This is a genomic window from Escherichia sp. WS1450 (assembly GCF_046487395.1).
In the GTDB taxonomy this organism is placed as follows: Bacteria; Pseudomonadota; Gammaproteobacteria; order Enterobacterales; family Enterobacteriaceae; genus Escherichia; species Escherichia coli.
On record NZ_JBJQJO010000024.1, the window covers coordinates 33703 to 59176 of the forward strand.

Consider the following 25474-nt stretch of genomic DNA (forward strand, 5'->3'; position numbering starts at 1 on the left):
TCCGCGCGCTTTTATTGCAATGTCATCAATCGTTTAATTAACTCATCGACAGCAGTTGGTTGGCACGGCCTGCGTTATCATCGACGCTGCTGATCACCTTCATCTGCATTTCAAAACGCCGCGCGCTGGCAATCATGTCGCTCATTGCCGCAACGGCATTGACGTTACTGCCTTCCAGAACTCCCGACATCACACGCAAGGTTGGATCTGCCTGCAGTACCGGCCCACGCGTGGCCTGGCTTTCCGCGCTTAAACGAAAAATGCCGTCGTCACCGCGCTGCACTTCGCTGCCCGTGGCTTTCACCAGTTTCAGACGCCCCACTGGCGCAACCGTATTTGCCGGATCGCCCGGATTCAGCGCCGAGATTGTGCCATCGGCAGCAATAGTGATTTCCGCCCCTTCCGGCACAGCAATTGGCCCCGCCTCGCCTATCACCGGATGCCCCTGAATTGTCAGTTGCCCGGTGGGATCAACCTGAATGCTGCCATTACGCGTATACCCTTCGCTGCCGTCAGCGGTCTGCACGGCCAGCCAGCCATCCTGCTGCAACGCAACGTCCAGCGGGCGCGAGGTGTAATCCATCTTGCCGGGCGTCATGTCTGCACCCGGCGTTGACGCCGTTACCAGCGTGCGCGTAGGCAGTGAAAGCCCTTCCACCGGCACTGCGCGCAAGGCGTTTAACTGCGCGCGAAAACCGGGCGTTGAGGCATTGGCCAGATTACTGGCAGTTACCGCCTGTTGATTCAGCGTCTGGCTGGCTGCTCCCATCGCGGTATAAATTGCGTGATCCATTGAGCTATCCCGTCAGCGATTAGCGTAAGTTAACCAGCGTGTTGAGGATCTGGTCCTGGGTTTTGATGGTCTGGGCGTTAGACTGATAGTTACGCTGGGCAACGATCATATTGACCAGTTCTTTACTGAGATCGACGTTGGACGCTTCCAGCGCACCGTTGGTCAGGGTGCCAAAGTTGCCCGTCCCTGCTGTCCCCAACAGCGCCACACCAGAAGATTGCGTCGCAGACCAGACGTTGTCGCCTTCGGATGCCAGACCTTCGTTGTTGGCAAAGTTCGCCAGTACAATCTGCCCCAGCAGTTGGGTTTGTTCGTTGGAATAGTTGCCGACAACCGTACCGTCATCATTGATTTGATAACTCACCAGATCGCCCGGTTTGTAGCCGTTCTGGGTGGTTGCCACAATGTTGTTAGCGCCGGTATTTTGCTGCATGGAGTTGAGGAAGCTCAGGCTAAACGTGGCGGGTTCTGCACCGTTAATTGCGCCAGTGGTAATATTCGCTGTTGGATTTGAGGTCAGAACGCCATTGGCATTAAACACCAGCGTCATTGCAGGCTCAGCTGTACCTGTTGGATCACTGCTATCCTGGGTGTAGACCTGCCAGTTATTATCCCCGGTCTTCACAAAGTACACGCTCATGTCATGAGCATTACCCTGACTGTCGAAAACAGTCACCGAACCTTTTTTGTTATAGCTATCCGCATTGCCAGCGCTGAATGGCGTAACAGCAGGAAGCGCATCGCTGGAATTCAGGTTGATCTGCATCGATGCCGTGGTGGTAGTTTTCGCTGCCATCAGGGTATTCGGGATCGAAATATTGGTCGGATTCGCCCCTTGCTGAATAGTCGGCGGCGTACCGGTTGCCGGGTAACCCGTCAGCTGTAAACCTTGCATATTCACCAGGTTACGGTTTTCATCCAGCTTAAATTGTCCGTTACGGCTGTAGAACACCGAACCGTTGCTGTCTACCAGACGGAAAAAACCGTTCTGGCTGATAGCAACGTCCAGACCTCGCCCGGTGTTGGTGGTCGTGCCATCGGTAAAGTCCTGGGTGATACCGGCAACTTTTACCCCCAGTCCCACTTTCGAACCGGCAAACATATCGGCAAAAGAGGCCGTGCCTGATTTAAAGCCGTAGGTGGCGGAGTTGGCGATATTGTTGCCAATAACATCGAGGTTGGTGGCGGCAGCGTTTAATCCGCTAACCGCTTGAGAAAAGGCCATGACTGACTCCTGAAATGTGAAGGCTTAAATTATCTGCCGTACTTCGTCGAGGGTGGTGGTGCCGTAAGTGCCGAGATCCAGCGTATTACCGTTGTTGCCGCGGATCACACCCTGCACCAGAGCAAACTGCAGCGGCTGGGCAACCAGTTGTGTACCACCGTTACTGGCGCTAATCGCTACGTTGTAAGAACCGTTCGGCGCAGTGCTGCCGTCAGTCAACGTACCGTCCCAGGTGAAACTGTGGACTCCGGCAGTCAGTTCACCGATATCAATGGTACGGACAACCGCACCGTTTTTATCGGTGATGGTGGCCGTCACTTTGTCTGCCGCCTGTTGCAGCTCAACACCAAACGGCGTGGTCGTGGTCACAGCCCCTTCTTCACTGCCGGTTCCCGCAAGAACAGTGGTGCCGGGGATCATCACGCCGTGACCGATCAGGTTACTGGCCTGTAACGACTGGCTGTTATCAATCTGTCCGGAAATAGATCCGAGCGTGGTATTGAGTTTTTCAATCCCGCTGACCGTGCTGATTTGAGCCAATTGCGACGTCAGCTCGTTGTTTTCCATTGGATTGGTCGGGTCCTGGTTTTTCAGCTGCGCCACCAACAAAGTCAGAAAACTGCTTTGTAAATCTGCGGCGTTGCTGCCCGTGAGCGAACTACTACTGGTGGTGCTGACGCCGGTATTTGTCGGATCGGTGGTGGTTACCGCAATGGACATAGTTTTCTCCTTTATTGACCGAGCGTAAGGGTTTTCAGCATCATGCTTTTCACCGTGTTGAGCACTTCAACATTGGCCTGATAGCTGCGTGACGCCGACATGGTGTTAACCATCTCTCCGACGACATCAACGTTTGGCATTTTCACGTAGCCCTTTGCATCCGCCAGCGGATTACCCGGTTCATAAACCAGTTTGTCCGGGGCCTGACTTTCTATAACATCGGCAACCTTTACGCCGCCTGTCGCAGCACCTGGTGCAGCGTTAACCTGGAATACCACCTGTTTTGCCCGATATGGCTGTCCATCGGGACCGGTCACGCTATCAGCATTCGCCAGATTACTGGCCGCCACGTTCAGGCGCTGGGACTGGGCAGTTAACGCCGACCCGGCGATATCAAAAATATTCAGCAGTGCCATCCGTTAATTTCCGCTCTGTAAAACGTTCATCATGCCTTTGATTTGCCCGCTCAACGCACTAAGGCTCATCTGGTATTGCAGGCTGTTATCGGCAAACTGGGTGCGTTCGCGATCCATATCGACGGTATTACCGTCAAGCGAAGGCTGGTCCGGAATACGGTATTGCAGTTCTGCGGTAGGAGGCGTCAGCGCCTGCGCCGGAATGTGTTGCGTTGAGGTCATCGTCAGTGCAACCACGCTTGTTGCATCCCGTCCACGTTGCATGACTTTTTTAAGTTCACTGGCAAAATCGATATCGCGAGCCTGATAACCAGGGGTATCGGCATTGGCGATGTTTGCTGCCAGCACTTCCTGACGCTGGGCGCGCAGATTGAGCGCCTCTTGTTGAAAACGTAAGGCGGCGTCGAGCTTATCGAGCATATCTCCTCCGCAGGTATCAAAATTCTGCCATCAGCTTAAATGCCTTTACGCGCGCGTTATCGGCGGAATAAACGCAAAATGGGTCGCTATTTATGCCGTTGATGGTCATTGCGGACAGGTACAATTCACGTTGTAGATATGGCTGGGGGGCGAAAATGCTGGCAATAAAACGTAGCGTGGCGATCATCGCGATACTGTTCAGTCCGTTAAGTGCGGCGAGCAATCTCACATCGCAATTGCACACCTTTTTTAGCGCCCAGCTCGCGGGGGTAAGTGATGAGGTTCGTGTTTCTATTCGTACAGCGCCCAATCTACTACCGCCGTGCGAGCAGCCATTGCTTTCGATGAGCAATAATTCCCGCCTGTGGGGCAATGTGAATGTGTTGGCACGCTGCGGTAACGACAAACGATATTTACAGGTTAATGTGCAGGCCACAGGAAATTATGTGGTTGCCGCAATGCCCATTGTGCGGGGAGGAAAGCTGGAAGCTGGCAATGTCAAACTGAAACGCGGACGGCTGGACACCTTGCCACCGCGTACGGTGCTGGATATCAATCAACTTGTTGATGCCGTTATCCTGCGCGATCTATCACCCGATCAACCTATCCAGTTAACCCAGTTTCGCCAGGCATGGCGGGTAAAAGCGGGACAACGCGTCAACGTGATCGCCAGCGGTGATGGGTTTAGCGCCAACGCAGAAGGTCAGGCGCTGAACAATGCTGCCGTCGCACAGAATGCGCGGGTGCGCATGGTATCGGGACAAGTGGTCAGCGGCGTTGTTGATGCAGATGGGAATATTCTTATAAACCTGTAAGCTGTTAAAGATTACCCGTCCCTTGCCGATAAATAAGCAACACATGATAAAAGCGCCCTCAATGAGGAATAAACCATGAGTATTGATCGCACTTCGCCTCTGAAGCCCGTAAGCACCGTTCAACCGCGCGAAACCACTGACGCGCCGGTAACGAACACCCGGGCGGCAAAAACAACCGCCTCCACCAGCACCAGTGTGACGTTAAGCGACGCGCAAGCAAAACTGATGCAACCCGGCAGCAGTGATATCAATCTTGAACGTGTCGAAGCGTTAAAACTGGCAATTCGTAACGGTGAACTAAAAATGGACACCGGCAAAATTGCCGATGCGCTGATCAACGAAGCGCAGCAAGACTTGCAGAGTAACTGATCGTATGACGCGTCTTGCAGAGATCCTCGACCAGATGTCCGCTGTGCTTAACGATCTCAAAACGGTAATGGATCAAGAGCAGCAACATCTCTCTATGGGGCAGATCAACGGCAGCCAGTTGCAATGGATTACAGAACAAAAAAGCTCACTGCTGGCGACGCTGGATTACCTCGAACAGTTACGCAGGAAAGAACCCAATACAGCAAATAGCGTTGATATTAGTCAACGCTGGCAGGAAATTACTGTGAAAACGCAGCAACTACGCCAAATGAATCAACATAACGGCTGGTTACTGGAAGAACAGATTGAGCGCAATCAACAGGCGTTGGAAATGTTGAAACCGCATCAGGAACCGACGCTATATGGAGCGAACGGTCAGACCTCAACAACCCATCGCGGCAGTAAAAAGATTTCGATCTGAAGATTATCTCCGGCCTGCACTGCAGGCCGGAATGCCTTGTTACACCGTCCGGCGGGCAAACTCTTTAACTTTGAAGCCCAGTACCGCCAGTGCAGCAAAGTACGCAGCAATCCCCGCCAGCACGACCGCCATTAAACGCAGTAAGCGCCAGGGCATGGTACCCAATGACCACTCCGGCATGATATGTAACATACCTAAAAGCACACCCGACATCACCAGTACCGCCACCACCAGACGCAACAGAAACGCCATCCAGCCAGGTTGCGGGGTAAAGATTTTCTGCTTACGCAACTGCCAGTAAAGCAGCGAAGCATTCAGACACGCCGCCAGACCAATAGAAAGTGACAGCCCGGCATGTTTCAACGGACCGATAAACGCCAGGTTCATCAATTGCGTTAAAATCAGCGTAACGATGGCAATTTTCACTGGCGTTTTAATGTCCTGGCGGGAATAAAAGCCAGGAGCCAACACTTTCACAACAATCAGGCCAATCAAACCCACCGAGTAGGCAATTAACGCCCGCTGGGTCATCAGCGCATCAAAGGCGGTAAATTTACCGTACTGGAACAGCGAAACGGTCAACGGACCTGAAAGAATGCCCAACGCAACCGCACTCGGCAGCGCCAACAGGAAACAAAGACGCAGCCCCCAGTCCATCAAACGGTTGTATTCATCATGATTGCCACTGGCAAAACTTTTCGACAGCGACGGCAGTAAAATGGTGCCAAGAGCCACGCCCAGTACACCGGACGGAAACTCCATTAAGCGGTCGGCGTAATACATCCACGACACCGAACCGGAAGCAAGAAACGAGGCAAAAATGGTGTTGATGATTAAGGAGATCTGGCTCACAGAGACGCCAAGGATCGCCGGTCCCATCTGTTTCACCACGCGCATTGCTCCGGCATCGTGGAAGTTAATGCGTGGCAAAACCAGCATGCCGATCTTCTTCAGATGCGGTAGCTGATACACCAGCTGCAGGACGCCGCCGACCGTAACAGCCCACGCCAGCGCCAGCACCGGTGGGTTAAAGTACGGTGCGGCAAACAGCGCGAAACCAATCATGCTGATGTTAAGCAGTGTTGGAGCAAACGCCGGAATCGAGAAGCGGTTCCACGTATTCAGAATCGCTCCCACCAGCGACGCCAGGGAGATCAGCAAGATATAGGGAAAGGTAATCTTTAGTAGCTGGCTGGTCAGGGCAAATTTGTCAGCTGTGTCAGCGAAGCCTGGCGCAGTCACCATGATCACCCACGGTGCGGCGAGCATGCCAGCGACCGTCACAACCGCCAGCGCGAGTGTCAACAGACCAGAAACATAAGAGACAAAGACCCGCGTGGCGTCTTCACCCTGCTTACTTTTATATTCCGCCAGAATCGGTACAAATGCCTGGGAAAATGCCCCTTCGGCAAAGATACGGCGTAACAAGTTAGGAAGTTTAAAAGCGACGAAAAAGGCGTCGGTTGCCATCCCTGCGCCAAAGATTCTGGCGACAATTGCGTCTCGTGCGAAGCCAAGCACACGCGAAAACATGGTCATCGAGCTGACTGCGGCCAGCGATTTTAATAAATTCATCGGTGTTCTAATCCAGACCCACGGGCAAAACGCCTGCAAGGCAGGCGCTGAAAGAGGCGAATAGTCTACCTGGATTATGGTGAATTGCTACCGCCAGATGTTACAGGGTTTATTCACTCATCGCATCGCGCCAGATCTTGTCAACGATACGTTGCGCCCGAACTGCCTGTTCGCCGGCGGTTTGCGGAACTGTCTGATTTTGCACACATTCAATGAAGTGCCGCGCACAGCCGACAAATCCACGTTGCTCAAGCGTACTCTGCCAACCAGGAATCGGTTTATTCACTACACCCTGCCCACGCTCCTCACGCCATTCGCGCATATCCGTAATGTCGATGAGCGCACCGTCAGTCACGGCCTGCACGGTTTCACGCTGACTTCCGGCACGGCGATGCATACAGGTGGTGATCTGCAAAGGACCGGCCGAAAAATGGTGCTCGGCAAACAGCATTTCGCCAGCGTCATTAGTCAGTAGCGTACCGCCATCCAGAGAGGCTTTACCGCCCGACAACCACAGCGCGGTATCCACCACATGCAGATAATCATCCAGCAACGTGAAATAAAGATCGTGTGGCCCGACGCTATTGCTACGATGTTTATCCATTCTTAGCGAGGCTGCGGTGGCGAGTTGCGTTTTTAACTCACCGTAGAGTGGTGCGAAACGACGGTTAAAACCGACCATCAACGTCAGTTTTTTCCGCGCCGCAAGTTCCACCAGCCGTTCAGCATCGCGCAGATTTTCTGCCAGCGGTTTATCGACACAGACATGTACCCCCGCATTGAGTAACGTACTGACCACGTCAAAGTGGCTGGCGGTGCTGGAATGCACAAAAACCGCATCGCAACTGGCGGCAAGGCTGGATAACGAATCGGCATAAGGAATGCGCCAGCTTTCACAAATTGGCAGGGCTTTCGCGCGCGTAGGCGACCACGCACCTTGTAACGTCCAGTCAGACGCTGCCGCCAGCACCGGTAACCACGCTTTTTGCGCAATGCCGCCTAATCCCACTACGCCGATACGTAATTTTTTCACTTTAATCTCCCAGATGGGCCAGCAACGAATCAAGACGCTGTTTCAGTTCTGCCACTTCGATTTCCAGAGCTTCGACGCGGGCCTGTAAATCACCGTCAACCGCGTTCGACGTATCCGTTACCGCCGGCTGATCTTCAACCTCACCACTGAAAAGATGCATGTAGCGGCTTTCACGTTTACCCGGTTCGCGGGCCAGACGCACCACAAAAGGACCATCTTCGCGATTTGCCAGTTGTTCCAGCGTCGACTCCACTTCCGCCATATCGCTGAATTCATACATTCGCGCGGCGCGGCTGCGCAGTTCACCCGGCGTCTGGGCACCACGCAATAACAACGTGGTGATTAACGCCACTTCTGCGGCGCTCAGTTTCAGATCGCCAAATTCTGAATTACAAAAACGTTGCTCATATTTGGTGACCCGATTACCAAAACCGCTCACTGTGCGTAGATAATGACGTTTGACCAGATTATCCAGCTGTTCCTGCACTTCGGATTCACTCAGATTCATGACCGGTTCACGGTTCGTTTTCTGATTACAGGCCGTGACTACACCATTGACTGAGAGCGGGTATTGCTCCGGCGTGGTCACCTGCTTTTCCAGCAAGCAACCAATCACGCGAGCTTCAAGGGCAGTAAGTTGATATTTCATGAGATTCTCCTTAGCGGCCGGGCGTCCAGTCTGGGGTAGTTAATGCCGTCAGTACGTGATCGCGCCATTGTCCATCAATCAACAGATAGTCTTTCGCATAGCCTTCTTTTTCAAAACCCAGTCGCGCCAGTAAATCACCGCTGCGTTTATTGTGCGGCATATAATTAGCCATAATGCGATGAATATGTTGGGTGCGCTGCATATAACGAATGGCTGCGGTCAGGGCTTCAAACATGAGTCCTTTGCCCTGCCATTTTTGCCCAATCGAATAACCGAGATAGCAGGCATGAAAAGAACCACGAACAACATTGGAAAAATTGGCAACGCCAATAATCTCTTTTTCGTCCGGGTCGAATAAGCCAAAGTAGAAAGCTGAACCTTGTTTATGAAATTCGTTAATCATCCCTAGCCTGGCCTGCCAGCCTGATGGATAACAGTGGCTTTCGTCGCGCACTGGCTCCCAGGGCTTGAGGAAATGGCGATTCTCTGCGTAATAATCCGCAAGACGCCAGGCATCACGATCATGCACCAGACGCACGACCAGTCGGTCTGTGGTTAAGCGCACTTTTGGCACGTTACTGCGATAGCCAAACATTCTATACCTACTCCTTCCCGTAACGTCTTTAATACGCTGTAAGTATTACTATACCTGCGCAACCAGACCCTGTGAAAAGTCCAGAATGCCATTTTCTGCATTATTCACATATTTGATAAAAACTCTCTATCAAAGCGACGTTTTGATAAAAAAATATTGTCCCCGAAGTGATGGGAAAAGTCTTAGCGGCAATGCAGAATAGAAAGTGCTCATCTTTTATTTCCCGGGAGGGGAAATGTCCCGCGTGTCGCAGGCGAGGAACCTGGGTAAATATTTCCTGCTCATCGATAATATGCTGGTCGTGCTGGGGTTCTTTGTTGTCTTCCCGCTGATCTCTATCCGCTTCGTTGATCAAATGGGCTGGGCCCGTCATGGTCGGTATTGCCCTCGGCCTACGCCAATTTATTCAGCAAGGTCTGGGTATTTTCGGCGGAGCAATTGCCGACCGCTTTGGTGCCAAACCGATGATTGTTACCGGTATGCTGATGCGTGCCGCCGGATTCGCCACGATGGGTATCGCCCACGAACCGTGGCTATTGTGGTTTTCATGCCTGCTCTCGGGACTCGGCGGCACGTTGTTTGATCCGCCGCGTTCGGCGCTGGTGGTGAAACTAATCCGTCCACAACAGCGTGGTCGTTTTTTCTCGCTGTTGATGATGCAGGACAGTGCCGGTGCGGTCATTGGCGCATTGTTGGGTAGCTGGCTGTTGCAATACGACTTTCGCCTGGTCTGCGCCACAGGGGCAGTTTTGTTTGTGCTGTGTGCAGCGTTCAATGCGTGGTTGTTACCGGCATGGAAACTCTCCACCGTACGCACGCCCGTTCGCGAAGGCATGACCCGCGTGATGCGCGACAAGCGTTTTGTCACCTATGTCCTGACGCTGGCGGGTTACTACATGCTGGCTGTACAAGTGATGCTGATGCTGCCAATTATGGTCAACGACGTGGCGGGCGCGCCCTCTGCCGTTAAATGGATGTATGCCATTGAAGCGTGTCTGTCGTTAACGTTGCTCTATCCTATCGCCCGCTGGAGTGAAAAGCATTTTCGTCTGGAACACCGGTTGATGGCTGGGCTGTTGATAATGTCATTAAGCATGATGCCGGTGGGCATGGTCAGCGGCCTGCAACAACTTTTCACCCTGATTTGTCTGTTTTATATCGGGTCGATCATTGCCGAGCCTGCGCGTGAAACCTTAAGTGCTTCGCTGGCGGACGCAAGAGCTCGCGGCAGCTATATGGGGTTTAGCCGTCTGGGTCTGGCGATTGGCGGCGCTATTGGTTACATCGGTGGCGGTTGGCTGTTTGACCTGGGCAAATCGGCGCACCAGCCAGAGCTTCCGTGGATGATGCTGGGCATTATTGGCATCTTCACTTTCCTTGCGCTGGGTTGGCAGTTTAGTCAGAAACGCGCCGCGCGTCGTTTGCTGGAACGCGACGCCTGATTTGATACTCCCCCCTGACTCCTCCATACTGAAAGTGAACTGACAGCCAAATGGAGGAGTCACGTGAAGCTATACATTTACGATCACTGCCCTTACTGCCTCAAAGCCCGCATGATTTTCGGCCTGAAAAATATCCCCGTCGAATTACATGTTCTGCTCAACGACGACGCAGAAACACCCACCCGGATGGTCGGTCAAAAACAGGTTCCCATTCTGCAAAAAGATGACAGCCGCTATATGCCAGAAAGCATGGACATCGTTCACTATGTCGATAAACTCGACGGCAAACCGTTACTGACCGGCAAACGTTCCCCTGCCATTGAAGAGTGGCTGCGCAAGGTCAATGGCTACGCCAACAAACTGCTGTTGCCGCGTTTTGCCAAATCGGCATTTGATGAGTTTTCTACTCCTGCCGCGCGCAAATATTTCGTCGACAAGAAAGAGGCCAGCGCGGGTAATTTTGCCGACCTGCTGGCCCACTCTGACGGTCTGATTAAGAATATCAGCGATGATTTACGTGCGCTGGACAAACTGATCGTCAAACCGAACGCCGTGAATGGCGAACTTTCGGAAGATGATATTCAGCTATTTCCGCTGCTGCGTAATCTGACGCTGGTAGCCGGAATTAACTGGCCAAGCCGCGTTGCTGATTACCGCGATAATATGGCGAAACAGACACAAATCAATTTGTTATCATCAATGGCGATTTAATCCTGACCCGCCGCGGCAGCCTGTATTCGCGGGTTGCCGCCGTTTTCAGTTTTTTCTGCTGGCGCGTTTATCGCTGGTGACACATGCTGCGTTGTGTCAGGATATTGACGCAGATTTCATGTCGAGGACTACCATGAACAAGTTTTTATTTGCCGCTGCATTGATCGTCAGTGGCCTGCTCGTTGGCTGTAATCAACTCACCCAATACACCATCACCGAACAAGAAATTAACCAGTCGCTTGCGAAACATAATAATTTCTCAAAAGATATCGGTTTACCCGGCGTGGCTGATGCCCATATTGTTCTGACAAACCTGACCAGCCAAATTGGTCGCGAAGAGCCGAATAAGGTTACCCTAACCGGAGACGCCAATCTGGACATGAACTCCCTGTTCGGTAGCCAGAAAGCGACCATGAAACTGAAGCTGAAAGCGCTGCCCGTGTTTGATAAAGAAAAAGGCGCGATCTTCCTGAAAGAGATGGAAGTGGTCGATGCGACGGTACAACCGGAAAAAATGCAAACGGTGATGCAAACGTTGCTTCCCTATCTGAACCAGGCATTACGCAATTACTTTAACCAGCAACCTGCTTACGTCCTGCGCGAAGATGGCAGCCAGGGCGAAGCAATGGCGAAGAAACTGGCGAAAGGCATTGAAGTGAAGCCAGGCGAAATTGTCATTCCGTTTACTGATTAATCACGAGGGCGCATTCGCGCCCTTTATTTTTCGTGCAAAGGAAAACGTTTCCGCTTATCCTTTGTGTCCGGCAAAAACATCCCTTCAGCCGGAGCATAGAGATTAATGACTGCACCATCCCAGGTATTAAAGATCCGCCGCCCAGACGACTGGCACCTTCACCTCCGCGATGGCGACATGTTAAAAACTGTCGTGCCGTATACCAGCGAAATTTATGGACGGGCTATCGTAATGCCCAATCTGGCTCCGCCCGTGACCACCGTTGAGGCTGCCGTGGCGTATCGCCAGCGTATTCTTGACGCCGTACCTGCCGGGCACGATTTCACCCCGCTGATGACCTGTTATTTGACAGATTCACTAGACCCTAATGAGCTTGAGCGTGGATTTAACGAAGGCGTGTTCACCGCTGCAAAACTTTACCCGGCAAACGCAACTACTAACTCCAGTCACGGCGTGACGTCAGTTGACGCAATCATGCCGGTACTTGAGCGCATGGAAAAAATCGGTATGCCGTTACTGGTGCATGGTGAAGTGACACATGCAGATATCGACATTTTTGATCGTGAAGCGCGCTTTATTGAAAGCGTGATGGAACCGCTGCGCCAGCGCCTGACTGCGCTGAAAGTCGTTTTTGAGCACATCACCACCAAAGATGCTGCCGACTATGTCCGTAACGGAAATGAACGGCTGGCTGCCACCATCACTCCGCAGCATCTGATGTTTAACCGCAACCATATGCTGGTTGGTGGCGTGCGTCCACATCTGTATTGTCTACCCATCCTCAAACGCAATATTCACCAACAGGCATTGCGTGAACTGGTCGCCAGCGGTTTTAATCGCGTATTCCTCGGTACGGATTCTGCGCCGCATGCACGTCATCGCAAAGAGAGCAGCTGCGGCTGCGCGGGCTGCTTCAACGCCCCAACCGCGCTGGGCAGTTACGCTACCGTCTTTGAAGAGATGAATGCTCTGCAGCACTTTGAAGCATTCTGTTCTGTAAACGGCCCGCAGTTCTACGGGTTGCCGGTCAACGACACATTCATCGAACTGGTACGTGAAGAGCAACAGGTTGCTGAAAGCATCGCACTGACTGATGACACCCTGGTGCCATTCCTCGCTGGGGAAACGGTACGCTGGTCCGTTAAACAATAAAAATCGTAGCTTCCTGTTGTCATTAGGTTATTTTACCTGTATAAATAACCAGTATATTCAACAGGGGGCTATTATGCGAATTGAAGTCACCATAGCGAAAACTTCTCCATTGCCAGCTGGGGCTATTGACGCCCTGGCTGGCGAACTTTCCCGCCGTATTCAGTATGCGTTTCCTGATAATGAAGGCCACGTATCGGTACGTTATGCCGCAGCGAATAATTTATCGGTTATTGGCGCGACAAAAGAAGATAAACAGCGCATTAGCGAAATTCTCCAGGAAACGTGGGAAAGCGCCGATGACTGGTTTGTCAGCGAATAATATGCAGTGATTTTTGTTTTTGCCGGGTCGCCCCGGCTTTTTTATTTTACTTACAAATTTCGAGTACAAAATTTCTACACTTCCTCAAAATAATTGCACAATATGCTAAAAAAATATGAATGACATGCTGTTTTATTGTTCATATAAATCTTAAAAGCAAAAATTTATCTGTTCCCCCCTTTAAAAATTCGGTGAATACCCTTACTTATTGGTATACTGAAGTTGCTTCAGATAAAAACGCATTGAACCTCGAATAACGTTGTCTAGTAACACGAATTAGGGGGCCATGATGGAAAAAAATAATGAAGTCATTCAGACTCATCCGCTCGTAGGGTGGGACATCAGCACCGTTGATAGCTATGATGCGCTGATGTTGCGTTTGCACTACCAGACCCCAAATAAGTCCGAGCAGGAAGGGACTGAAGTTGGTCAGACGCTCTGGTTAACCACTGATGTTGCCAGACAATTTATTTCGATATTAGAAGCAGGAATCGCCAAAATTGAATCCGGTGATTTCCCGGTAAACGAGTATCGGCGTCATTAACATGACATGACCATCCACCCAAAAGGCACCTCACCGGTGCCTTTACCATTTCTGGGTTGTATATCTGCATTCAGTTAATTACTCTGCTTAAACCATGAGAGCAGAGAGAAAAAAATGAAATACGATCTCATCACTATTGGCAGCGGTTCCGTAGGCGCTGCCGCCGGGTATTATGCAACCCGCGCCGGTTTAAACGTGCTTATGACCGACGCCCATATGCCACCGCATCAACACGGCAGCCACCACGGCGATACGCGATTAATTCGCCATGCTTATGGTGAAGGCGAAAAGTATGTCCCACTGGTTCTCCGCGCGCAAACGCTGTGGGATGAACTCTCCCGCCACAACGAAGAAGATCCCATTTTTGTACGCTCTGGCGTCATTAACCTTGGCCCGGCTGATTCCACATTTCTCGCCAACGTCGCCCACAGCGCCAAACAATGGCAACTCAACGTTGAAAAGCTCGATGCGCAAGGGATTATGGCCCGCTGGCCAGAAATACGCGTCCCGGACAACTACATCGGCTTATTTGAGACTGATTCCGGTTTTTTGCGCAGCGAACTGGCGATTAAAACCTGGATCCAACTGGCGAAGGAAGCGGGCTGTGCGCAGCTGTTCAACTGCCCGGTCACCGCAATTCGTCATGACGATGATGGCGTAACTATTGAAACGGCTGACGGTGATTATCAGGCGAAAAAAGCGATTGTCTGCGCGGGAACATGGGTAAAAGACCTGCTCCCGGAGCTGCCTGTCCAGCCCATACGCAAAGTATTTGCCTGGTATCAGGCCGATGGTCGCTATAGCGTGAAGAATAAATTCCCGGCGTTTACCGGTGAACTGCCCAATGGCGATCAATATTATGGTTTTCCGGCAGAAAACGACGCGTTGAAGATTGGCAAACATAACGGAGGCCAGGTTATCCATTCAGCGGATGAACGTGTTCCGTTTGCGGAAGTGGTCAGCGATGGTTCGGAAGCCTTCCCGTTCTTGCGCAATGTATTGCCGGGTATCGGTTGCTGCCTGTACGGCGCTGCCTGCACCTATGATAATTCGCCTGACGAAGATTTTATTATCGATACCCTACCCGGCCACGATAATACACTGCTCATTACCGGCCTGAGTGGGCACGGTTTTAAATTTGCGTCAGTTTTAGGGGAAATAGCTGCCGATTTTGCGCAAGACAAAAAAAGCGATTTTGATTTGACGCCATTCAGGCTTTCCCGCTTCCAATAATCATCATTACGGCCTCCAGAATGAGGCCGTTTTTCCAGGAGTATTTAATGCGTCGGCTGTTGCACTATCTCATCAATAATATTCGCGAGCATCTGATGCTTTATCTTTTTCTCTGGGGATTGTTGGCAATTATGGATCTGATCTATGTGTTTTATTTTTAGTTTTCCGTACTGACATAAACTGACAAATATTTAATCTCCCTTTCATTTAGCGTGAAAAATTGAATGAGATTCTTCCTGCCTCTACAGCACTCACCAGACCTTCCAAATGCTGAATCCACTAAACTTATGAAGATTCTTTCATTATTAATTCAAAATTATTGAAATAAAAATAAATATCATTCAATTTGTTATTTTTGTGTTGCATTTCATTCTCCGACACGCCATTTTCTTTCTCTCGCAAATTCGTTTTGGATGCACTTATGTCATTCACAAATACCCCTGAACGCTATGGTGTTATATCTGCGGCCTTCCATTGGCTAAGCGCAATTATTGTCTACGGCATGTTTGCTTTAGGTCTGTGGATGGTCACGCTCAGTTATTACGATGGCTGGTATCACAAAGCACCCGAAGTGCATAAAAGCATCGGCATTTTGTTAATGATGGGGCTGGTTATTCGCGTTCTGTGGCGCGTCATATCTCCACCGCCGGGTCCGCTGCAGAGTTATTCGCCCATGACTCGTCTTGGCGCAAAGGCTGGACATCTCGCATTGTACTTATTGCTGTTCGCCATCGGCATCAGCGGCTATCTGATCTCAACTGCCGATGGTAAACCGATCAGCGTTTTTGGCTGGTTTGACGTCCCCGCGACCCTCGCCGCGCTGGCGCACAGGCTGACTTTGCCGGTGCCCTGCATTTTTGGCTCGCGTGGAGCGTCGTAGTACTGTCCGTTATGCATGGATTTATGGCCCTGAAGCATCATTTCATCGATAAAGACGACACTCTGAAGCGCATGCTGGGAAAGTCGTCATCTGACTATGGAGTATAAAAAATGAAAAAAAGTCTGCTTGGTTTAACCTTCGCTTCCCTGATGTTCTCTGCCGGTTCAGCGGTTGCCGCCGATTACAAAATTGACAAAGAAGGTCAGCACGCCTTTGTTAACTTCCGCATCCAGCATCTTGGCTATAGCTGGTTATATGGCACCTTTAAAGATTTCGACGGTACTTTTACCTTTGATGAAAAAAATCCAGCTGCCGATAAAGTGAATGTGACAATTAACACCACCAGCGTCGATACTAATCACGCCGAACGCGATAAACATCTTCGCAGTGCAGATTTCCTCAATACCGCAAAATATCCACAGGCAACATTCACCTCCACCAGCGTGAAGAAAGACGGTGACGAACTGGATATTACCGGCGATCTGACGCTGAATGGCGTAACCAAACCCGTCACGCTGGAAGCGAAATTAATTGGTCAAGGCGACGACCCGTGGGGTGGTAAACGTGCAGGCTTCGAGGCCGAAGGCAAAATTAAGCTCAAGGACTTCAATATCAAAACAGATTTAGGTCCAGCTTCTCAGGAAGTGGATCTGATTATTTCAGTGGAAGGCGTACAGCAGAAGTAAGAGTGAAATGTTGCCGGATGACACGCATCCGGCAATGATATTTATTCTGTTGGATCAGGAATGCCCAGTGTTGTATTCAGACGTCCACGAGACTTATTAAAGATCTTATTGCCATTTTCACGTCCTGCCCGACGGCGTCGCTGTTCTTCAGGCGGTAACGCGCTTTCTTCGCAGCAAATCTCACTACAACAACCTTTGTATTTTTCCGCACATACTGGACACTGAATAAACAGCAGGTGGCAGCCATCATTTTTACAGTTGGTATGGCTGTCGCACGGCGCACCGCACTGGTGGCAATGCGCGATAATCTCATCAGATATACGTTCGCCCATCCGCTCGTCAAAAACAAAATTTTTGCCAATAAAACGTACCGGTAAACCCTGCTCGCGCGCCTTGCGGGCGTATTCAATAATTCCGCCCTCGATATGCCAGACTTTATTGAATCCGTTATGTTTCATCCAGGCACTGGCCTTTTCACAACGAATGCCACCGGTGCAGTACATAACGATTTTTTTATCTTTATGTGCCTGCATCATCTCGACTGCTTTTGGCAGCTGCTCACGGAAGGTATCTGCCGGAATTTCCAGCGCGTTTTCAAAGTGCCCCACTTCATACTCATAGTGGTTACGCATGTCGATAAACAATGCATCGGGATCGTCAAGCATGGCGTTCACTTCCGCCGCTTGCAGATACTCACCCACATTGCTGGCATCAAAGTGAGGATCGTCAATACCGTCGGCAACAATGCGATCGCGTACCTTCATGCGCAGAACCCAGAAGGATTTCCCGTCATCATCCAACGCGATATTCAGGCGTAAGCCCTCTAAAGCCGGGTCGAAGGCATAGAGCTGTGCGCGAAATGTTTCAACATTGCTCGCAGGTACGCTGATTTGCGCGTTAACACCCTCATGCGCCAGATACACTCGCCCAAAAACATTCAGCGCGGTAAACAGCTGATATAAAGCGTCACGGGTCGCCTTAGGATCGGCGATGTGGAAATACTTATAAAACGAAATGGTGGTTCGCGGTTCGCTCTCAGCCAACATTTTGGCTTTTAACGCGTCGTTGGAAATGCGGTTGTGTAACACTGGCATGGTGTACGGTTCCTGCGAGATGGGAAAGTAAAAATCCGCGGCATGATATAGCAATTATCGATAATTAACATCCACACATTTTACGCTACATTTGCGCATTAAAAATTATTTGTTATTTACAAGCGCGGCAATTTCGCCCAGTCTTCAGCCACAAATTTTGGTTGCGGGCGAAAAAATGCGACAATACATACAATTGCCCGTATAGGTTGAAAAACAGGATTGATATGACGAATCTACCCAAGTTCTCCACCGCACTACTTCATCCGCGTTATTGGTTAACCTGGTTGGGTATTGGCGTACTTTGGTTAGTCGTGCAATTGCCCTACCCGGTTATCTACCGCCTCGGTTGTGGATTAGGAAAACTTGCGTTACGTTTTATGAAACGACGCGCAAAAATTGTGCATCGCAACCTGGAACTGTGCTTCCCGGAAATGAGCGAACAAGAACGCCGTAAAATGGTGGTGAAGAATTTCGAATCCGTTGGCATGGGACTGATGGAAACTGGCATGGCGTGGTTCTGGCCGGACCGCAGAATCGCCCGCTGGACGGAAGTGATCGGCATGGAACACATTCGTGACGTGCAGGCGCAAAAACGCGGCATCCTGTTAGTTGGCATCCATTTTCTGACACTGGAGCTGGGTGCGCGGCAGTTTGGTATGCAGGAACCGGGGATTGGCGTTTACCGCCCGAACGATAATCCACTGATTGACTGGCTACAAACCTGGGGCCGTTTGCGCTCAAATAAATCGATGCTCGACCGCAAAGATTTAAAAGGCATGATTAAAGCCCTGAAAAAAGGCGAAGTGGTCTGGTACGCACCGGATCATGATTACGGCCCGCGCTCAAGCGTTTTCGTCCCGTTGTTTGCCGTTGAGCAGGCTGCGACCACGACCGGAACCTGGATGCTGGCACGGATGTCCGGCGCATGTCTGGTGCCCTTCGTTCCACGCCGTAAGCCAGATGGCAAAGGGTATCAGTTGATTATGCTGCCGCCAGAGTGTTCTCCGCCGCTGGATGATGCCGAAACCACCGCCGCGTGGATGAACAAAGTGGTCGAAAAATGCATCATGATGGCACCAGAGCAGTATATGTGGTTACACCGTCGCTTTAAAACACGCCCGGAAGGCGTTCCTTCACGCTATTAAATCTCCCATGCCGGATGCTTCAGAAGGGTATCCGGCATTACCACAGCAAATCCCCCTGATTTAGCGATAAAAGCTCTCTGGATTGCGCCCCCTGGAAGTCGGGCGCATAATTAGTGTGCTTATCTTTTCTTCTTATGTTCACCGCGCCTGGCGCACCAACAGCGGATTGCTATGTCACCCTGTGAAAATGACACCCCTATAAACTGGAAACGAAACCTGATCGTCGCCTGGCTAGGCTGTTTTCTTACGGGTGCCGCCTTCAGCCTGGTAATGCCCTTCTTACCCCTCTACGTTGAGCAGCTTGGCGTTACGGGCCACTCCGCCTTGAATATGTGGTCCGGTATTGTCTTCAGCATTACATTTTTATTTTCGGCCATCGCCTCACCGTTTTGGGGTGGACTCGCCGACCGTAAAGGCCGCAAACTCATGCTATTACGCTCTGCCCTCGGCATGGGCATCGTGATGGTGTTGATGGGGCTGGCACAAAATATCTGGCAGTTTTTGATCCTACGGGCGCTTCTTGGGTTACTTGGCGGATTTGTCCCCAACGCTAATGCTCTTATCGCCACACAAGTACCGCGTAATAAAAGCGGCTGGGCGCTGGGTACGCTCTCCACAGGCGGCGTTAGTGGTGCGTTGCTCGGCCCAATGGCTGGCGGCCTGCTCGCCGATAGCTACGGCTTACGTCCGGTATTCTTTATTACCGCCAGTGTGCTCATACTCTGCTTTTTCGTCACCCTGTTTTGCATCAGAGAAAAATTCCAGCCGGTCAGCAAAAAAGAGATGCTGCACATGCGGGAAGTGGTGACATCACTTAAAAACCCGAAACTGGTACTCAGCCTGTTTGTCACTACGTTAATCATCCAGGTGGCGACGGGCTCAATTGCCCCCATTCTGACGCTGTATGTCCGCGAACTGGCGGGTAACGTCAGTAACGTCGCCTTTATCAGTGGCATGATCGCCTCGGTGCCAGGCGTGGCGGCTCTGCTGAGTGCACCACGACTCGGCAAACTTGGCGATCGAATCGGCCCCGAAAAGATCCTGATTACGGCGCTGATCTTTTCTGTACTGCTGTTGATCCCAATGTCATACGTTCAGACGCCATTACAACTTGGGATTTTACGTTTTTTGCTCGGTGCCGCCGATGGTGCACTACTCCCCGCCGTACAGACACTGTTGGTTTACAACTCGAGCAACCAAATAGCCGGGCGTATCTTCAGCTATAACCAGTCGTTTCGTGATATTGGAAACGTTACCGGACCATTGATGGGAGCCGCGATTTCAGCGAACTACGGTTTCAGAGCGGTATTTCTCGTCACCGCTGGCGTAGTGTTATTCAACGCAGCCTATTCATGGAACAGTCTACGTCGTCGTCGAATACCCCAGGTATCGAACTGATTTTTCGCCTTTCATACTTGCAAAAGCGGAGAATCAGCTATCCTTTTCCCTGAAACCTCATCAACTCAAAGGGAGAATCGTGATGACCATGTACGCAACGCTTGAAGAAGCCATTGACGCTGCACGCGAAGAATTTCTTGCAGACAACCCCGGCATCGACGCCGAAGATGCGAATGTGCAACAGTTCAATGCCCAAAAATACGTTTTGCAGGACGGCGACATCATGTGGCAAGTTGAGTTTTTTGCCGACGAAGGGGAAGAAGGTGAATGTTTACCTATGCTTAGCGGTGAAGCCGCGCAAAGTGTCTTTGATGGCGACTATGATGAGATAGAGATCCGCCAGGAGTGGCAGGAAGAGAATACATTACATGAATGGGACGAGGGGGAATTTCAGCTTGAGCCACCGCTGGATACCGAGGAAGGACGCGCAGCAGCTGATGAGTGGGATGAACGTTAATTACTCATACGGGCCATGATGAATGTCGATCGGCAGCAGTAAAGTATCAAAAACCAGGGAGAATGGCAGATCAAGGATTGTGACATAACGCCAGGCGGAGTCACGCACATCCCATTGCACACCGGGATAATATTGGTTGCCATGCCCCTGCCCCGGTATAGTGCGACTAATAATGCTGCCACAGCCACTCAGCAAGGTCACCATGATGCTCACCACAATTAAACGCATTTGATACCTCTTCCGTAAAAAAATACCGGCATAACGCCGGTATTTTTATTGGCTCGTTGTTTTTGCCAGATGTGGCGTGAACGCCTTATCCGACCTACAAAATCTTGCAAAATCAACACATTGCAGGAGCGATGTAGGCCTGATAAGCGTAGCGCATCAGGCAACTACGTTTTTATTGCGAAGCCGCATCCGGTTTACGCAATGCCAGTGGATTGAGCTTTATCCCTTCGTAATAACTCACCCATGAAGAATATCTCTCAGGGGAATTCCAGACGCGGAAATGCAGACGGGCCATCGTCACCGGATCGCTTAGCAGCACCAGGCGACGATCGCGATTCAGCTTCTCTGGCGTCTCGTTCAGCGCCTGTTCAACGTGGCGGTCACGGGCGATTTCCAGCACCTTACTGGCCCGGTGACGCGCGGTCGCCATTGCGGTTGCCAGAGCGTTAAATGACGGGTTAAACACTGCGTGCATAAAGCCATCGTCAAGGGAGCGTTGGCGATTCATCTCAAGGAACCGATCGGTATCAACCAGCACCTGCGGCGGTGAATACTCTTCCGGGATCAGGAACAGTTTCCAGCGTTTGGTGCGCAGACCAACGGTGGCACGGCTGGAAATCACCGAAACAAACGGTGACAGGATCAACGAGAAGACAATCGGTGCCAGCCAGAACAGGAAACGCAGATCCAGCCACGCCATCCCAACAGCCCACACTAACCCTAACAGCAGCTGTGAGCCGTGGCGTTTGAACGCTTCACCCCAGGAAGTGGAGTCATCATCACGCTGCGGTGAATTCCACACCACTTCCCAGCCAAGGAACGCGCTGACGACGAAGACCGTATGGAACAGCATGCGTACCGGAGCCAGCAGCACGGAAAACAGCACTTCCAGCAGCAACGATAATGTAACGCGCCAGAAGCCGCCGTATTCTTTCGTTCCTTTGCACCAGATAAGCAAAATGCTCAATAACTTCGGCAGGAACAACAGCACCATGGTCGAAGCAAAAAGTGCAATCGCCAGCTCAGGACGCCACTGCGGCCACACCGGGAACAACTGCCGTGGTTGTAGGAAGTATTGCGGTTCGGTTAACGCATGCACTACCTGCAATGCAGTAGAGAGCGCGAGGAACATAAACCACAGCGGAGCGGAGAGATAAGACATCACGCCCGTCAGGAACACCGCACGGTGAACCGGGTGCATACCCTTCACCAGGAACAGACGGAAGTTCATCAGGTTACCGTGGCACCAGCGGCGGTCACGTTTTAGCTCATCAAGCAAGTTAGGCGGCAATTCTTCATAAGAACCTGGGAGATCGTAAGCAATCCAGACCCCCCAACCTGCACGGCGCATCAACGCTGCTTCCACGAAGTCATGTGACAGGATTGAACCGGCAAAGGAACCTTCGCCCGGCAGCGGAGCCAGTGCGCAGTGCTCGATAAACGGTTTCACGCGGATAATCGCGTTATGTCCCCAGTAGTGCGACTCGCCAAGTTGCCAGAAGTGCAAACCGGCTGTAAACAGTGGCCCATACACGCGGGTCGCGAACTGCTGACAGCGCGCATACAGCGTATCCATACCGGACGCTTTCGGCGACGACTGAATGATCCCGGCGTTCGGGTTGGCTTCCATCAGGCGCACCAGGCCGCATAAACAATCACCGGTCATTACCGAGTCAGCATCCAGCACCACCATGTAGCTGTACTGGCTGCCCCAGCGACGGCAGAAGTCATCGATATTACCGCTTTTACGCTTCACGCGGCGACGGCGGCGGCGATAGAAAATCTGACCTTCGCCACCGACTTCAGCGATAAGCTCCATCCAGGCTTTTTGCTCTGCGACGCAGATATCCGGGTTATAACTGTCACTCAGAATGTAGACATCAAAGTGTTTGGCATTCCCGGTGGCTTTTACTGATTCCCACGTTGCACGCAAGCCAGCAAAAACACGGTTCACGTCTTCGTTACAGATAGGCATGATCAACGCCGTGCGATGCTCCGGGTTTAATGGTTCATCGCCAACTGTTGACGCAGATATACTGTATTTATCGCGACCAATAAGCAGTTGCAGGAACCCCATCAACGCCGTCCAGAATCCGGCGGACACCCAACAGAACAGTACCGCAAAGAGGATCAGGATACCGGTTTGCAGCATATAAGGCAGAAGCTGCATAAAGGAAACCCACAAATCCTGACCAACCATATCCATAGGATTAATCAGCGCCCAACCCTGATAAGGAAGAATGGTCTTCATATACCAGGTCGCGACGACAGTTTGCGCGAGCGTCAGGATCAACAGAATGTAACGGCGGATGGTACCGACGGTACGCCACTTTTGCTCGCTCTCCTGCTCTTCTTTGGTCAAACGAGCCAGATAGCGCGGCGTGACATCGCGTCCACGCAGGCGATCCCAGAAACGGCCTACCGGGTTGGTACGCCACGGGTCGGGAAACATCGAGGAGCGTTTTGCTTCTGGCATAGCCTTAAGCTGATCGCGCCCTTCGTCGTCTTTAATTAACTGTCCATCAGCAAGTGAATCTGGCCAGGCTTGTTCCAGACGCGCCTTTACCGAGCCTTGCGGGGAGTCATCCTCCCGCGGCCAGGTGCGGTGTTCGGCATCCAGCGCCTGATGAACGGCGCGGATATCAGTCTTCGGCAATGCCGCTTTCTCGCTTGCGGCGATGGGCATTGCGTCAATGTACTCAGTTGTCTTATTCATTGGCAGGTAACTGGTAGCTCCAGGTTTCACTCAACGTCTGATCGGCATTCACCAGCGCAGCACGCATTTCAGTGGTTTTCTTGGCATCTTTCACTTTCACACGCATCACCAGACGCCAGCCTTTGGTGACCGGGTTATAGCGCACCGTGCTTTCCACTATCTCACCATTATCACCAATGCTGGTTTGCGCTGTGACCGGGGTATCCTCTGGCAGTTTTTTCATCTCTGCGCCGCTAAAATCGACCACAAAGGCGATAGTACCGTCAGGTTGGCGAATCAGGTTCGACTGCTTCACATCCCCCGTTGAACGACGCGTTTGTTGCACCCATGCGTTATCTGGCGCATGCAGTTTGTCTTCATCACGGCTGAAGGTGATGGTGTATTTAAAGTTCATCTCTTTACCCGGCTCCGGCAGCTGATCCGGCGTCCAGTAAGCGACGATGTTATCGTTGGTTTCATCGTTGGTTGGAATTTCCACCAGCTCAACGCTGCCTTTGCCCCACTCCCCTTTCGGAGTCACCCATGCGCTTGGACGAAGATCGTAACGATCATCGAGATCTTCGAAGCGGGAGAAATCACGACCGCGCTGCAACAGACCGAAGCCTTGCGGGTTTTCCATTGAGAAGCTGCTGACCGCTAAATGTTTCGGGTTATTCAACGGACGCCAGATCCATTCGCCATTACCAGCATGGATAGACAGACCGTTAGAGTCGTGCAACTCCGGACGATAGTTATTTGCAGGCGACGGTTGGTTCGGCCCAAACAGGAACATACTGGTTAACGGTGCAACCCCCAGTTTGCCGACTTTATCGCGCAGATAGATTTTCGACTGCACATCCACAACCGTGTCACGCCCTGGCATAACCACGAATTTGTAAGCACCTGTCGCACGCGGCGAGTCAAGCAATGCATAAATGGTTAAACGTTTATCAGTCGGTTTTGGACGCTCGATCCAGAACTCTTTGAAACGTGGAAATTCTTCACCCGATGGCAAGGCGGTATCAATTGCCAGGCCGCGTGCAGAAAGGCCATAAACCTGACCTGCACCAATCACGCGGAAATAGCTGGCCCCGAGCATGCTGACGATTTCATCGTTTTTATCTTTGCTGTTGATCGGGTAAAGCACTTTAAAACCGGCAAAACCAAGGTCTTTTACCGTGTCTTTGTCATGCTGAACATCGCCGAAAGTGAAATAATCCGGGCTGTATTTGATTCGTTTGACTGCGGTGGCAGTCACTTCATTTATTTTGACCGGGGTATCGAAGTACATACCCTGATGGTAGAACTCGAGTTTGAATGGGGTCTTCAGATTGTTCCAGTACGCTTTGTCATGATTAAACTGGATCTGCTGATAGTCCGCGTATTTCATGTCGCGGAAAACGGAGGGCAAGTTGCTTTTGGGCGCATCATAGCCTTTCCCGGCTAAGGATTGAGCTTGCTTTGCGACATCATCAATACTGAAAGCCCAGCTTGAAGATGTATACAGGGTTAACATTACTGCAGCACTCAACCAACGCATTTTCATCATTTGTAGTTTATGTTTCATAATTAGTAAGCACTTCCCCCTTTGTGTGCTTATATCGATCCGATCTATTTTAATGGATAACAAGCCATTCCGACAACAGAATCCCGGTATCGTTCAGCACGCTGGCTCATGGATTAAGCACCTGATTGCAACCGTTTTCACTTTCCGTGCTTCTCCTAAAGACAGAAGCATCGACTTCGTGTAGGGTTTGCCAGCAAA

27 protein-coding genes and 2 pseudogenes are annotated in these 25474 nt (G+C 51.3%); 16 read left to right on the plus strand and 13 right to left on the minus strand.

What is annotated here, in order from left to right; genetic code table 11:
* Positions 1-37: 37 nt before the first annotated feature.
* Genes flgF through flgB form a run of 5 tightly spaced genes read right to left on the minus strand, consistent with a single transcriptional unit; the run spans position 38 to position 3574 of the window.
* Positions 38-793 carry a flagellar basal-body rod protein FlgF gene (gene flgF, locus ACJHYR_RS21880; protein ID WP_000349311.1) on the minus strand — a complete coding sequence of 252 codons (756 nt, stop codon included), beginning with the start codon at positions 791-793 and terminating at the stop codon, positions 38-40.
* A gap of 19 nt (positions 794-812) precedes the next feature.
* Entirely contained in the window at positions 813-2018 is a 1206-nt protein-coding gene (gene flgE / locus ACJHYR_RS21885; protein WP_000885841.1) for a flagellar hook protein FlgE, read from the minus strand.
* Between the two features lie 24 nt (positions 2019-2042).
* Positions 2043-2738 carry a flagellar hook assembly protein FlgD gene (gene flgD, locus ACJHYR_RS21890; protein ID WP_000020484.1) on the minus strand — a complete coding sequence of 232 codons (696 nt, stop codon included), beginning with the start codon at positions 2736-2738 and terminating at the stop codon, positions 2043-2045.
* Positions 2739-2749: 11 nt separating this feature from the next.
* Entirely contained in the window at positions 2750-3154 is a 405-nt protein-coding gene (gene flgC, locus ACJHYR_RS21895) for a flagellar basal body rod protein FlgC (protein ID WP_001196460.1), read from the minus strand.
* A 3-nt stretch (positions 3155-3157) separates the two neighbouring features.
* Entirely contained in the window at positions 3158-3574 is a 417-nt protein-coding gene (gene flgB / locus ACJHYR_RS21900) for a flagellar basal body rod protein FlgB (protein ID WP_000884702.1), read from the minus strand.
* 155 nt (positions 3575-3729) lie between these two features.
* On the opposite strand from flgB, the gene flgA reads away from it, so the two are divergent.
* The 3 genes from flgA (at position 3730) to flgN (ending at position 5179) form a co-directional block, all read left to right on the plus strand.
* Positions 3730-4389 carry a flagellar basal body P-ring formation chaperone FlgA gene (gene flgA, locus ACJHYR_RS21905; RefSeq protein ID WP_059327953.1) on the plus strand — a complete coding sequence of 220 codons (660 nt, stop codon included), beginning with the start codon at positions 3730-3732 and terminating at the stop codon, positions 4387-4389.
* 75 nt (positions 4390-4464) lie between these two features.
* On the plus strand, positions 4465-4758 hold the full coding sequence (gene flgM, locus ACJHYR_RS21910) for a flagellar biosynthesis anti-sigma factor FlgM (protein ID WP_000020884.1): 294 nt from the start codon (positions 4465-4467) through the stop codon (positions 4756-4758).
* 4 nt (positions 4759-4762) lie between these two features.
* Positions 4763-5179, plus strand: a complete 417-nt coding sequence (gene flgN, locus ACJHYR_RS21915) for a flagella biosynthesis chaperone FlgN (protein WP_001586903.1) — start codon at positions 4763-4765, stop codon at positions 5177-5179.
* Positions 5180-5218: 39 nt separating this feature from the next.
* Here flgN and murJ read toward each other — a convergent pair whose 3' ends face one another.
* From murJ to rimJ, 4 genes are all read right to left on the minus strand, one after another.
* A complete protein-coding gene (murJ, locus tag ACJHYR_RS21920) occupies positions 5219-6754 on the minus strand; it encodes a murein biosynthesis integral membrane protein MurJ (RefSeq protein WP_001050683.1) in 1536 nt (511 codons plus the stop codon).
* A gap of 109 nt (positions 6755-6863) precedes the next feature.
* Complete coding sequence (locus ACJHYR_RS21925; protein WP_000736161.1) at positions 6864-7787, minus strand: Gfo/Idh/MocA family protein; 924 nt, start codon at positions 7785-7787, stop codon at positions 6864-6866.
* A gap of 1 nt (position 7788) precedes the next feature.
* Positions 7789-8436 carry a YceH family protein gene (locus ACJHYR_RS21930; RefSeq protein WP_000877119.1) on the minus strand — a complete coding sequence of 216 codons (648 nt, stop codon included), beginning with the start codon at positions 8434-8436 and terminating at the stop codon, positions 7789-7791.
* 10 nt (positions 8437-8446) lie between these two features.
* A complete protein-coding gene (gene rimJ / locus ACJHYR_RS21935; RefSeq protein WP_000468186.1) occupies positions 8447-9031 on the minus strand; it encodes a ribosomal protein S5-alanine N-acetyltransferase in 585 nt (194 codons plus the stop codon).
* 235 nt (positions 9032-9266) lie between these two features.
* Between rimJ and mdtH the strand changes: the two are divergent.
* The 10 genes and pseudogenes from mdtH to ACJHYR_RS21985 all read left to right on the plus strand — a co-directional run bounded on the left by mdtH (position 9267) and on the right by ACJHYR_RS21985 (position 16692).
* Positions 9267-10473: pseudogene (gene mdtH, locus ACJHYR_RS21940) on the plus strand (multidrug efflux MFS transporter MdtH).
* 63 nt (positions 10474-10536) lie between these two features.
* Positions 10537-11184 carry a glutaredoxin 2 gene (grxB, locus tag ACJHYR_RS21945; RefSeq protein WP_000780912.1) on the plus strand — a complete coding sequence of 216 codons (648 nt, stop codon included), beginning with the start codon at positions 10537-10539 and terminating at the stop codon, positions 11182-11184.
* 133 nt (positions 11185-11317) lie between these two features.
* Positions 11318-11878 carry a lipoprotein gene (locus tag ACJHYR_RS21950; RefSeq protein ID WP_001295443.1) on the plus strand — a complete coding sequence of 187 codons (561 nt, stop codon included), beginning with the start codon at positions 11318-11320 and terminating at the stop codon, positions 11876-11878.
* A 105-nt stretch (positions 11879-11983) separates the two neighbouring features.
* On the plus strand, positions 11984-13030 hold the full coding sequence (gene pyrC / locus ACJHYR_RS21955) for a dihydroorotase (RefSeq protein WP_000126547.1): 1047 nt from the start codon (positions 11984-11986) through the stop codon (positions 13028-13030).
* A 73-nt stretch (positions 13031-13103) separates the two neighbouring features.
* Positions 13104-13349 (plus strand): DNA damage-inducible protein I, encoded by a 246-nt coding sequence (gene dinI / locus ACJHYR_RS21960; protein WP_001217754.1) that lies wholly within the window; start codon positions 13104-13106, stop codon positions 13347-13349.
* Positions 13350-13638: 289 nt separating this feature from the next.
* Positions 13639-13893, plus strand: a complete 255-nt coding sequence (gene bssS / locus ACJHYR_RS21965; RefSeq protein ID WP_000414437.1) for a biofilm formation regulator BssS — start codon at positions 13639-13641, stop codon at positions 13891-13893.
* A 114-nt stretch (positions 13894-14007) separates the two neighbouring features.
* Complete coding sequence (gene solA, locus ACJHYR_RS21970; RefSeq protein WP_059327954.1) at positions 14008-15126, plus strand: N-methyl-L-tryptophan oxidase; 1119 nt, start codon at positions 14008-14010, stop codon at positions 15124-15126.
* A gap of 47 nt (positions 15127-15173) precedes the next feature.
* Positions 15174-15287, plus strand: coding sequence for a YceO family protein (locus ACJHYR_RS21975; RefSeq protein WP_001253418.1), 114 nt, complete (start codon positions 15174-15176; stop codon positions 15285-15287).
* Between the two features lie 260 nt (positions 15288-15547).
* Positions 15548-16113 (plus strand): annotated as a pseudogene (locus tag ACJHYR_RS21980) (cytochrome b).
* Positions 16114-16116: 3 nt separating this feature from the next.
* Positions 16117-16692, plus strand: a complete 576-nt coding sequence (locus ACJHYR_RS21985; RefSeq protein ID WP_000749261.1) for a YceI family protein — start codon at positions 16117-16119, stop codon at positions 16690-16692.
* Positions 16693-16733: 41 nt separating this feature from the next.
* Here the strand turns inward: ACJHYR_RS21985 and ACJHYR_RS21990 are convergent, their stop codons facing one another.
* Entirely contained in the window at positions 16734-17786 is a 1053-nt protein-coding gene (locus tag ACJHYR_RS21990; RefSeq protein ID WP_001586898.1) for a rhodanese-related sulfurtransferase, read from the minus strand.
* Positions 17787-18010: 224 nt separating this feature from the next.
* Between ACJHYR_RS21990 and lpxL the strand changes: the two genes are divergently transcribed.
* From lpxL to ACJHYR_RS22005, 3 genes are all read left to right on the plus strand, one after another.
* Positions 18011-18931 carry a kdo(2)-lipid IV(A) lauroyltransferase gene (lpxL, locus tag ACJHYR_RS21995; protein ID WP_000183364.1) on the plus strand — a complete coding sequence of 307 codons (921 nt, stop codon included), beginning with the start codon at positions 18011-18013 and terminating at the stop codon, positions 18929-18931.
* Between the two features lie 171 nt (positions 18932-19102).
* Complete coding sequence (gene mdtG / locus ACJHYR_RS22000; RefSeq protein ID WP_001586897.1) at positions 19103-20329, plus strand: multidrug efflux MFS transporter MdtG; 1227 nt, start codon at positions 19103-19105, stop codon at positions 20327-20329.
* Between the two features lie 82 nt (positions 20330-20411).
* Complete coding sequence (locus ACJHYR_RS22005) at positions 20412-20786, plus strand: MysB family protein (RefSeq protein ID WP_000180056.1); 375 nt, start codon at positions 20412-20414, stop codon at positions 20784-20786.
* Here the strand turns inward: ACJHYR_RS22005 and ACJHYR_RS22010 are convergent, their stop codons facing one another.
* The 3 genes from ACJHYR_RS22010 to mdoG form a co-directional block, all read right to left on the minus strand.
* The gene (locus ACJHYR_RS22010) at positions 20787-21014 is read right to left on the minus strand and encodes a YceK/YidQ family lipoprotein (RefSeq protein WP_001237205.1); all 228 of its coding nucleotides are present in this window, start codon (positions 21012-21014) and stop codon (positions 20787-20789) included. It abuts the gene before it with no gap.
* Positions 21015-21186: 172 nt separating this feature from the next.
* The gene (mdoH, locus tag ACJHYR_RS22015; protein WP_071593594.1) at positions 21187-23730 is read right to left on the minus strand and encodes a glucans biosynthesis glucosyltransferase MdoH; all 2544 of its coding nucleotides are present in this window, start codon (positions 23728-23730) and stop codon (positions 21187-21189) included.
* Positions 23723-25258: a glucans biosynthesis protein MdoG gene (gene mdoG / locus ACJHYR_RS22020; protein WP_072837568.1), complete on the minus strand. Its 1536-nt coding sequence runs from the start codon at positions 25256-25258 to the stop codon at positions 23723-23725. Before mdoG ends, mdoH begins: the two co-directional genes overlap by 8 nt.
* Positions 25259-25474 lie beyond the last annotated feature (216 nt).

Coding starts and splice junctions, on each gene's coding strand:
- mdoG (WP_072837568.1), bottom strand. CDS start 25,258: ATGATGAAAATGCGTTGGTTGAGTGCTGCAGTAATGTTAACCCTGTAT.
- dinI (WP_001217754.1), top strand. CDS start 13,104: ATGCGAATTGAAGTCACCATAGCGAAAACTTCTCCATTGCCAGCTGGG.
- ACJHYR_RS22005 (WP_000180056.1), top strand. CDS start 20,412: ATGACCATGTACGCAACGCTTGAAGAAGCCATTGACGCTGCACGCGAA.
- mdoH (WP_071593594.1), bottom strand. CDS start 23,730: ATGAATAAGACAACTGAGTACATTGACGCAATGCCCATCGCCGCAAGC.
- rimJ (WP_000468186.1), bottom strand. CDS start 9,031: ATGTTTGGCTATCGCAGTAACGTGCCAAAAGTGCGCTTAACCACAGAC.
- ACJHYR_RS21950 (WP_001295443.1), top strand. CDS start 11,318: ATGAACAAGTTTTTATTTGCCGCTGCATTGATCGTCAGTGGCCTGCTC.
- ACJHYR_RS21990 (WP_001586898.1), bottom strand. CDS start 17,786: ATGCCAGTGTTACACAACCGCATTTCCAACGACGCGTTAAAAGCCAAA.
- murJ (WP_001050683.1), bottom strand. CDS start 6,754: ATGAATTTATTAAAATCGCTGGCCGCAGTCAGCTCGATGACCATGTTT.
- flgC (WP_001196460.1), bottom strand. CDS start 3,154: ATGGCACTGCTGAATATTTTTGATATCGCCGGGTCGGCGTTAACTGCC.
- bssS (WP_000414437.1), top strand. CDS start 13,639: ATGGAAAAAAATAATGAAGTCATTCAGACTCATCCGCTCGTAGGGTGG.
- flgA (WP_059327953.1), top strand. CDS start 3,730: ATGCTGGCAATAAAACGTAGCGTGGCGATCATCGCGATACTGTTCAGT.
- flgE (WP_000885841.1), bottom strand. CDS start 2,018: ATGGCCTTTTCTCAAGCGGTTAGCGGATTAAACGCTGCCGCCACCAAC.
- flgM (WP_000020884.1), top strand. CDS start 4,465: ATGAGTATTGATCGCACTTCGCCTCTGAAGCCCGTAAGCACCGTTCAA.
- ACJHYR_RS21975 (WP_001253418.1), top strand. CDS start 15,174: ATGCGTCGGCTGTTGCACTATCTCATCAATAATATTCGCGAGCATCTG.
- mdtG (WP_001586897.1), top strand. CDS start 19,103: ATGTCACCCTGTGAAAATGACACCCCTATAAACTGGAAACGAAACCTG.
- pyrC (WP_000126547.1), top strand. CDS start 11,984: ATGACTGCACCATCCCAGGTATTAAAGATCCGCCGCCCAGACGACTGG.
- lpxL (WP_000183364.1), top strand. CDS start 18,011: ATGACGAATCTACCCAAGTTCTCCACCGCACTACTTCATCCGCGTTAT.
- flgB (WP_000884702.1), bottom strand. CDS start 3,574: ATGCTCGATAAGCTCGACGCCGCCTTACGTTTTCAACAAGAGGCGCTC.
- solA (WP_059327954.1), top strand. CDS start 14,008: ATGAAATACGATCTCATCACTATTGGCAGCGGTTCCGTAGGCGCTGCC.
- flgF (WP_000349311.1), bottom strand. CDS start 793: ATGGATCACGCAATTTATACCGCGATGGGAGCAGCCAGCCAGACGCTG.
- flgD (WP_000020484.1), bottom strand. CDS start 2,738: ATGTCCATTGCGGTAACCACCACCGATCCGACAAATACCGGCGTCAGC.
- ACJHYR_RS21930 (WP_000877119.1), bottom strand. CDS start 8,436: ATGAAATATCAACTTACTGCCCTTGAAGCTCGCGTGATTGGTTGCTTG.
- ACJHYR_RS22010 (WP_001237205.1), bottom strand. CDS start 21,014: ATGCGTTTAATTGTGGTGAGCATCATGGTGACCTTGCTGAGTGGCTGT.
- flgN (WP_001586903.1), top strand. CDS start 4,763: ATGACGCGTCTTGCAGAGATCCTCGACCAGATGTCCGCTGTGCTTAAC.
- ACJHYR_RS21985 (WP_000749261.1), top strand. CDS start 16,117: ATGAAAAAAAGTCTGCTTGGTTTAACCTTCGCTTCCCTGATGTTCTCT.